We start from the raw sequence: 8143 nt of genomic DNA on the forward strand, positions 1-8143 counted from the left end.
AGAAGGCAGGGCCGGCCTGGGCCAAGGCGACGAGCAGGAGAAACGACAGAACGAATAAAGCGGCCTTTCGCGTCGACATTGTTCACCTTCCTTCTAATGTAATTATATAGGTTAGACAGATCGCGGCCAAGCGCGGGCAGATAGCGACGACAGGAAGCAAGGTCCCCACGCCAAGGGCTCGGGACGACAATAGATAACATTAGCCGGATTGCCATGCCCCGCCTCCTCTGTTATTATTTGGGCTCAAAAAGCGCCCGCGCCGCCAAAAAGGAAGGACTCTCTCCATGATCGAGCGCTACACCAATCCCGAGATGGGCTCCCTCTGGAAGGACCAGAACCGCTACCGGACCTGGCTCCTCGTCGAGATCGCCGTCTGCGAGGCCTGGGCCAAGCTAGGCAAGATCCCGGCCGGAGCCCTGAAAACGATCAAGGCCAAGGCCGCTTTCGACGTGGAGCGGATCGACGCCATCGAGAAGGTCGTCAAGCACGACATCATCGCCTTCCTAACCTCGGTCAACGAGAAGGTCGGCCCGGACGGCCGCTTCATCCACATGGGCCTGACCTCCTACGACGTCGTGGATACGGCCCTGTCGATGATAATGCGGGAGTCGCTCCTCCTTGTCCGCAAGCGCCTGATCGAGCTTAAGAAGATTCTGCGGCGCGAGGCGATCAAGCACAAAAAGACCGTCTGCATGGGCCGGACCCACGGCATCCACGCCGAGCCGGTGACCTTCGGGTTCAAAGTGCTGGTCTGGTACGAGGAGATCAAGCGGCATCTCGATCGAGTGGACCGGGCTATCGATGTCATCTCGGTCGGCCGCATCTCGGGCTCGGTCGGGACCTACATCCACCTCAATCCCAAGGTCGAGGTGCTGGCCCTCAAAAAGCTCGGCCTCGCTCCCGCGCCCGTCTCGACCCAAGTGCTGCAGCGCGATCGCCATGCCGAAGTCGTCGGCGTGCTGGCCCTCGTCGCCACCTCGCTCGAGAAGTTCACCCTCGAGATCCGGCACCTCCAGAGGAGCGAAGTGCTGGAGCTCGAAGAGCCGTTCACCAAAGGCCAGAAGGGCTCGTCCTCGATGCCCCACAAGAAGAACCCGGTCCGCTGCGAGCGGATGGCCGGCCTGGCCCGGCTGATCCGCGGCAACGTGCAAGTGGCCTTGGAGAACATCCCCCTCTGGCACGAGCGCGACATCTCCCACTCCTCGGCCGAGCGGGTCATCCTGCCCGACTCCTTCCTCCTGACCGACTACATGCTGACCGAAGCCATCGACATCATCGGCCATTGGGTCGTCAACAAGGGCCGGATGCGCGCGAACATCGACGCCACCCACGGCCTGACCTTTTCCCAGAGCGTCCTGTTGGCCCTGACCCGCAAAGGCCTAAGCCGCGAGGACGCCTATCAGCTCGTCCAGCGAAACAGCCTCAAGACCTGGGCGGGGGTCGGCGACTTCCGGGACTTGGCCGCGGCCGATCCCGACATCGCCGCAGCGTTGACGCCGGACGAGCTCAAGGCCTGCTTCGCCATCGAACCGTATTTGGAAAAGATCGACTACATCTTCGAAAGGGTGCTTTCCCATGAAGGTTAGAATCCTCGTTTCGTTCAAGGACAGCGTTCTCGACCCCCAGGGCCAAACCGTCCGCAACGCCCTCCACACCCTCGGCTACGACGCGGTGCAGGACCTGCGGCAGGGCAAGGTCTTCGAGGTCGAGCTGGCCGGGGTGGACCGGGCCGCGGCCGAAAAGCTCGTGCCCGAGATCGCCGGCAAGGTCCTGGCCAACCCGATCATCGAGAAGTACACCTGGTCCGTGATCGAGGATTGAGGGGGCGGCCGTGAAGATCGGAGTCGTCCTCTTCCCCGGATCGAACTGCGATTTCGACACCATCCATGCCTTCAAAGAAGTGCTGGGCCTGCCGACCGTGCCGCTCTGGCACAAGGACCACGACCTGCAGGGTGTCGATGCGATCGTCCTGCCGGGCGGGTTCTCCTACGGCGACTACCTGCGGTCCGGGGCCATCGCCCGCTTCTCGCCGCTGATGCAGGAAGTGCGCGAGTTCGCGGCCAAGGGCAAGCCGGTCCTGGGCATCTGCAACGGGTTCCAAGTTCTGCTCGAGCTCGAGCTGCTGCCCGGGGCCATGATTCGCAACAAAAACCTCAAATTCCTCTGCCGCCACGTCACGATCCGGGTCGAGAACGAAAAGACGCGGTTCACGAAAAAGGCCAAAAAGGGGCAGATCCTGAACATCCCGATCGCCCACTTCGACGGCAACTATTACGCTCCGCCCGAAACGCTCAAGGCGATCGAGGCCGGCGGCCAGGTCGTGTTTCGCTATTGCGAACCGGACGGCTCGTTGAGCGAAGAGAGCAACGTCAACGGCTCGCTTGATGCGATCGCCGGGCTGGTCAACAAGGCCGGCAACGTCTGCGGCCTGATGCCCCACCCGGAGCGGGCTTCCGAAAAGATCCTCGGTAGCGAGGACGGCCGGGTCATCCTGGAATCGCTGATCGAGAGCCTTGGATGAGGTCCCCACGTCGCCGCTTCGCGCCTCCTCGGGATGACAACAAATCACCTGCTTTCGCAATGATAAGACACGAGCATCACCATGCACGATGACAAAACGCTCCGCCACCACAACGTGACCCGGGACGAGTACGCCCTGATCAGGAACCTGATCGGCGGGCGCGATCCCAACCTGACCGAGCTGGGCATCTTCTCGGCCATGTGGTCCGAGCATTGCAGCTACAAGAGCTCCAAGTTCTACCTGAAGAAGCTCCCGACCAAGGCCAAGAACGTCGTCCAGGGGCCGGGCGAGAACGCCGGCATCATCGACATCGGCGACGGGCAGGTCGTGGTCTTCAAGATCGAATCGCACAACCACCCCTCGTACATCGAGCCCTTCCAGGGCGCGGCGACGGGGGTTGGCGGCATCCTGCGCGACATCTTTACCATGGGCGCGCGGCCGATCGCCCTGATGGACTCGCTGCGCTTCGGCCCGCTCGACAATCCGAAGAACCGCTCGATCATGGAGGGGGTCGTCTCGGGCATCTCCTCCTACGGCAACTCCATCGGCGTACCGACGGTCGGGGGCGAGGTCGTCTTCGACGAATGCTATGCCCTCAATCCGCTGGTCAACGTCTTCTGCCTGGGCCTGGCCGACAAGGACAAGCTCTTCTTCGCCAAGACCGAGGCCGTCGGCAACGCGGTGCTCTATGTGGGCGCCAAGACGGGCCGGGACGGCATCCACGGCGCTTCGATGGCCTCGCAAGAGTTCGGCGAGGACACCGAGGCCAAGCGGCCCAACGTTCAGGTCGGCGACCCGTTCAAGGAAAAGCTCCTGCTCGAGGCCTGCCTGGAGGTCATGGACCGGCGCATCATCGTCGGCATCCAGGACATGGGCGCGGCGGGGCTGACCTGCTCGACGACCGAGATGCCGGCCAAGAGCGGGCAGGGCGTCGAGATCGACCTGGACAAGGTCCCCCAGCGCGAGAAAGGCATGACCCCGTACGAGATCATGCTCAGCGAGTCGCAGGAGCGCATGCTGATCGCCTGCCGGCCCGATCAAGTGAAAGCCGTCCAGGCCGCTTTCGCCAAGTGGGACCTGGACGCGGTCGAGATCGGCAAGGTCACGGGCGACGGCCAGCTCAAATGCCGGTTCCACGGCGAACAGGTCGTGGACATCCCCGTCTCGGCGGTCGTCGATCTGTGCCCGATCTACCAGCGGCCGTGGGAAGAGCCGAAGAAAGACGCGATCGCCGAGCTGACCGCCGGGGTCGCGGGCGGGATTGCCGTGCCGGCCGATCTGGGCGGGGCGCTCAAAGCCTTGCTGGCCTCCCCCACGATCGCCAACAAGCAGTGGGTTTACCGCCAATACGACCACATGGTTTTGGTGAACACCATGGTCCTGCCGGGCGCGGGCGCGGCGGTGCTGCGGATCAAAGGCTCCAAGAAGGGCCTGGCCATGACCCTGGACGGCAACGGGCTCTATACCCATCTCGACCCGCGGACGGGCGGCATGATCGCGGTCGCCGAGGCGTGCCGCAATCTAGCCTGCGTCGGGGCGCGGCCGATCGGTGTGACCAACTGCCTCAACTTCGGCAACCCGGAAAAGCCGGGCGTCATGGGGCAGTTCAAGGAGGCGATCGAGGGGTTGAGCGAGGCCTGCCTGGCCTTCGAGATCGCCGTCACGGGCGGCAATGTCAGCTTCTACAACGAGACCGAGGGCCTGCCGATCTTCCCGACGCCGGTGCTGGGGATCGTGGGATTGATCGAGGATATCGACACGGTCGTCGGCCCCGGCTTCAAGGACGAGGACGACCGGATCATCCTGATCGGCGAAACCAAGGACGAGCTGGGCGGGACGGAATACCTCAAGGTCGTGCACGGCCGGGAGGACGGCGTGCCGCCGGCCGTGGATCTGAAGCGCGAGCGGGCGGTGCACGAGGTCGTCCTCGACGCCATCAAGGCGGGCTGGGTTAAATCGGCCCAGGATCCGTCCGACGGCGGCCTGGCGGTGTGCGCGGCCGAATGCGCGTTTCACTCCAAGGAAAAGCTGGGCTTCGAGATCGACCTGGACGGCGTTAGCGCCGGGACGCGGGTCGACGCGCAGCTATTCGGCGAGAGCCAGTCGCGAATATTGGTCACGGCGGCCCGCGAGAACGCGATTATGATCGTGGGCCTGGCGGCCGAGCGCGGCGTGCCCGCGGCCGTCGTCGGCAAGGTCGGCGGCGGCGCGATTCGGTTCAAGCGGCGCGGCGAGACGCTGGTCGACGTGCCGGTGGCCGCGGCCCGCGAGCTGTGGATGAACGCCATCCCGAAGTATTTCGCCAAGCGATAGATCCATTCCGCCAAGCGATAGTTCATTGTCGTTGCGCGCACCTGCAGGGCAGGTGCGCGGCAAAATCGAAGCTCTGCATCAATCCGTCATTGCGAGAAGCGAAGCGACGCGGCAACCTATCTCTCCATCCGGGATTGCCGCGTCGCGCCGTTGGCGCTTCTCGCAATGACAATCAGCATGCTCATTTTATTGGCGGTCCCTCATTTCTTATGTATACTACCCCCATTCGAGAGAGAGGGCTCCATGACCGAGACGACAACCACCGCACCGTTGAGCGATCCGAGCGAAGTCCTCTTCCGCAGCCCCCGCAAGCGCGGCCGCGTCATGGTCATGCTCTCGGGGCGGGGGTCGAACTTTCTGGCCATCCACGACGCCATGCGGGCCGGGACGATCGACGCCGACGTGGCCCTCGTTTTCAGCAACAAAGAAGACGCGCCCGGCCTGGCCGCGGCCCGCTCACGCGGCCTCGAGACGATGTTCCTCAATCCCAAGCTCTACCCGGAAAAGCCCGAGTACGATAAAGAGATTATCCGCGAGGCCAGCAAACGGCAAATCGATCTCATCGTCCTGGCCGGTTACATGAAGATCATCACCCCGAGCTTCTGCGACGCCTTCCCGCATCGGATCGTCAACATCCACCCCGCGCTCCTGCCCTCCTTCCCCGGTCTGCACGTCCAGCAGAGAGCCATCGATTGGGGAGTGAGATGGAGCGGCTGCACGACCCATTTCGTATCGGCTGAGGTGGACGCCGGGGCGATCATCCTACAGGCCTGCGTCCCGGTTCTCCAAGAGGACACCGAGGACGCGCTAGCCGCCCGCATTCTGGTCGAGGAGCACAAGATCTACCCCAAGACAGTGCGGCTTTATTTCCAGGGCCGGCTCGGGGTCCGCGGCCGCCGGGTAGTCATTCGGCCCTAAGCGGCCGGGCCGGCCGCCAGTGTTGCAAGAATCTTCGCGCAGCCCCCGGATTTGATGTAGTCGGCATGATCGGCGACGCTGGTGAACGTGCGTCCGACGATTTTAGAGCACTCGAACTCATAGCCAGCGCAAGGGACGAAGCGGTCGACGATCTTCGAAGCGGCGGGATCGACCATCTTGACCCTCCGAGCGCCGCCCTTTAAGCGGGCCAGACCCGAGATCCAGATCGCAACCCCCAGGGCTCCGCAAGCGCCTCCGCTGAGGCCGATTCCGCCGGCCCACCCCGCCGCCATCATGGCCTGCAAGTCCGACGCCCCCAGCCTCCGGGCCAGCTCGGCCGTGCAGCTGACGGGAAAAACCGGCGCATCGGGGGGATGAGCGGCCATGGCCTTCCGAATGTCGTCGTAGGCGACCGGAGGAAAGCGGGCGGCCATTCGGAAGCATTTGATTGTCCCGCCTTTGACGAGGTATTTCATGACCTTCGACGGCTTCCTCCAGTCGCATTCGGTCAGCTCCAGGCAGTTGATCTCCCCGTTTCGGGTCCGAAACGACGAGACGAGGCTTTGCGCCGCCCGCAGAGCCGCCGCCTCCGCTTCCGGTCCCGAGCCGAGGCACCGATAGGACTGGGCGCCCGCGGCAAGGGCGGCGCCCCATATCAGGCCGCATTGATAGCCGTGCTGGAGGATGCCGCCCGCCAAGGGGGCCGTCGCGCTTTCCTCGGGCTTCGACGGGTGACCAAAGGCGCGATCGAGAACATGGCCCATCGCCTCCGAGCATGTCCCGACCTTCAAGAACGTACGCACTGTCGCAAACGATGACAATCGCGGAGTCATGGTCTTCTCCTCCCCCATATTACGGGGAAGCCCATCTTCCGGTTTACGGTTATCGGGAAAGCTTTGCGCGCAGCCAAGCCCGGGCCAGCGAAACGGGCTTGAGCTTTTTGCGGCGGCGGGCCATCTCGATGTAAGTGCGAGTGAACGTGGCCGGCACTTCGCGCTGCTCGGACTCGGGCTTCCGGACCAAGGCCAGGCTGCCGCTCGGGCAGGTCGAGACGCACAGTCCGCAGCCGATGCAGCGCTCGGATTTCAGCGCGATCCTGCCGGCGGCATCCTTGACCAGCGCATCCATCGGGCAGCGGGTGAGACAGACGCCGCAGTCGCTGCACTTCGCTCCGTCCAAGGCGACCCGGAAAGCCGAGGCTACGAACTCGGCCGGACGGGGGTGGGTCTTGATCGTCCGCAGGACGCCGCAGCAGCAGCCGCAGCACATGCAGATGTTGGCGATGCGCTTGGCGTTGCTCGGCTGCAGAACGAGCCCGGCCGCGTCGGCCCGTTTGAGGATGGCCAGCGCCTCGTCGCGGTCGATGACTCGGCCGATGCCGTTCTCGCGATAGTAATCGACGCCGCCGCCCATGATCAGGCAGGCTTCCTCGGGCTTGTCGCATCCTTGGCCGACCAGCTTGCGCTCGCGCCGGCAGATGCAGGGGGCGATAAGGAAGCGATCGCGCCCGCGGATCATCTCCTCGGCCTGCTCATGGGCCAAAATCTCGCGCCGGACGGGGATGGCCTGCATCACCGGAATGGTCCGGAGCTGGGGTGTCGTCTTCCAGGGACCGGACTCCATCAGCGCCGGCATGTATTCGTCCATATCGCGGACGAGGTCGGGATCAAGCCGGTTGACCTGGTACTCCCAGATCCCGATGACGTACTGGTTGGCGCTGAAACGCCTCACGCCGTCCCTGCCGTCGGCCCGGTAGACGAGGCCCTTGCGGGACATAGCGTCGAGCCGGCGGGCGGTTTCCTCGACGGACAGCTTGGCCCGCACGGCCACCGACGCCGGCGTCTCGGCGATCACCGAGAGGAGAAGCGCCAGTTCGGCCTCGTCCTCGCTGAACAGCCGCCGCAGAATGCGGAGCTCGACGCCGCTCGCGGTCGCCGGGAATCCGGCCGGCAGGTCGTCCAGGTGCTTGGCCAGACGACGATACACGTCCTCTCTTTTCCGCATGTTGGGAGGACTATAGCGCCCGGCCGGCCGCGCGTCAATTAAAAGCGGACGCCGCGGACGAGCGCCCCGATCCACTCCTTGGCCCCGGCATAATCCTTGGCCGGCAGGTTGGCCACGATGAGAAGCCCCGATTTTGGGTACAGCGCCGCGACCCAGACCATGTTTTCGCCGGCGGCATCCTTGGCCGTGTAAAGCGAGATCACGGCCTCCCGCCCGCCCACGTTCAGGGTCGACGGGGCGCCGTTAAGCTTGCGGCCCTCGGCGAAGCGGGCGGCCAGCCGCGGCCCGATCTCGTCCTGGCGGTAGCTGTGGATGATGAAGCCCGTCTTGGGCGCCGGCATTTTATAATAGGCGGCGTTCTCCTCGATTTTAACCTGGACGGCGCCC

General features: G+C 64.4%; 8 protein-coding genes. 5 read left to right on the top strand and 3 right to left on the bottom strand.

Annotated features, from left to right (window positions below; genetic code table 11):
• Positions 1-284: 284 nt before the first annotated feature.
• The 5 genes from purB (at position 285) to purN (ending at position 5752) form a co-directional block, all read left to right on the top strand.
• Entirely contained in the window at positions 285-1586 is a 1302-nt protein-coding gene (gene purB, locus NTZ26_05810) for an adenylosuccinate lyase (GenBank protein MCX6560014.1), read from the top strand.
• Positions 1576-1821, top strand: coding sequence for a phosphoribosylformylglycinamidine synthase subunit PurS (gene purS / locus NTZ26_05815; protein ID MCX6560015.1), 246 nt, complete (start codon positions 1576-1578; stop codon positions 1819-1821). The genes purB and purS overlap by 11 nt, the downstream gene beginning before the upstream one ends.
• 10 nt (positions 1822-1831) lie before the next feature.
• A complete protein-coding gene (gene purQ / locus NTZ26_05820; GenBank protein MCX6560016.1) occupies positions 1832-2521 on the top strand; it encodes a phosphoribosylformylglycinamidine synthase subunit PurQ in 690 nt (229 codons plus the stop codon).
• 81 nt (positions 2522-2602) lie between these two features.
• Positions 2603-4834 (top strand): phosphoribosylformylglycinamidine synthase subunit PurL, encoded by a 2232-nt coding sequence (purL, locus tag NTZ26_05825; protein ID MCX6560017.1) that lies wholly within the window; start codon positions 2603-2605, stop codon positions 4832-4834.
• A 243-nt stretch (positions 4835-5077) separates the two neighbouring features.
• The gene (gene purN / locus NTZ26_05830) at positions 5078-5752 is read left to right on the top strand and encodes a phosphoribosylglycinamide formyltransferase (protein MCX6560018.1); all 675 of its coding nucleotides are present in this window, start codon (positions 5078-5080) and stop codon (positions 5750-5752) included.
• On the opposite strand, the gene NTZ26_05835 is transcribed toward purN, so the two are convergent.
• The 3 genes from NTZ26_05835 to NTZ26_05845 form a co-directional block, all read right to left on the bottom strand.
• Positions 5749-6585, bottom strand: coding sequence for a C-GCAxxG-C-C family protein (locus NTZ26_05835; GenBank protein ID MCX6560019.1), 837 nt, complete (start codon positions 6583-6585; stop codon positions 5749-5751). The genes purN and NTZ26_05835 overlap by 4 nt on opposite strands.
• Positions 6586-6634: 49 nt before the next feature.
• Positions 6635-7738, bottom strand: a complete 1104-nt coding sequence (locus tag NTZ26_05840) for a 4Fe-4S dicluster domain-containing protein (protein MCX6560020.1) — start codon at positions 7736-7738, stop codon at positions 6635-6637.
• A 56-nt stretch (positions 7739-7794) separates the two neighbouring features.
• The coding region (locus tag NTZ26_05845; GenBank protein MCX6560021.1) for a hypothetical protein at positions 7795-8143 on the bottom strand (349 nt) is incomplete at its 5' end.

The organism is Candidatus Aminicenantes bacterium (assembly GCA_026393855.1).
Lineage (GTDB): Bacteria > Acidobacteriota > Aminicenantia > Aminicenantales > UBA4085 > UBA4085.